At 48.2% G+C, this 564-nt stretch carries 1 protein-coding gene; it reads right to left on the bottom strand.

Going from position 1 to position 564, the window contains the following annotated elements; genetic code table 11:
- Window positions 1-564, bottom strand: a 564-nt coding sequence (locus R7E78_RS29105; protein WP_318059017.1) for a nucleotidyltransferase domain-containing protein, incomplete at both ends; no start/stop codon positions are given.

Raw genomic sequence — 564 nt, 5'->3', positions numbered from 1 at the left:
GCCGTAACGGCTCATCTCTAGCAGAGATGTGGCGCCAAAGTGACGACGCGCTACCCAGCTCAAAGTGTGAATATCGCGAAGACCTCCTGGGGTCGATTTGATATCGGGCTCTAAGTTATAGGTCGTATCGTGGTAGCGAGCATGACGTTCGCGTTGTTCTTGGATTTTTGCGCGGTAGAAGGTTTCGCTCGGCCAGAAAGAGTCGGATAGCACGACCTTTTTTAGAGCTTGGAATGTGTCTTCGCTGCCACAAAGCAGACGTGCTTCTTGTAGGTTAGTGGCAACCGTTAGATCGTCACGACCGATTTGTGCACATTCATTGACAGTGCGAACCGCATGGCCAACTTCCAGTTTTAAGTCCCATAGTAAGGTAATAAATTCACTGATTTTCGCTTCTAACGCAGTCGGCAGTTTGTTGTTAGAAAGAACGAGAATGTCTATGTCGGACAACGGATGCAGTTCACCGCGACCATATCCGCCCACGGCCACTAATGAGATGTTGTAAATGTCATTAAAACCGAAGTATTGCCATAAACGCGTCAGCAATAAGTCCATGTACTCTGC

Source organism: Vibrio sp. YT-19(2023) (assembly GCF_033337395.1).
Note: the sequence above shows the minus strand (reverse complement) of the source record. Positions and strands in the feature narration are given on the sequence as shown.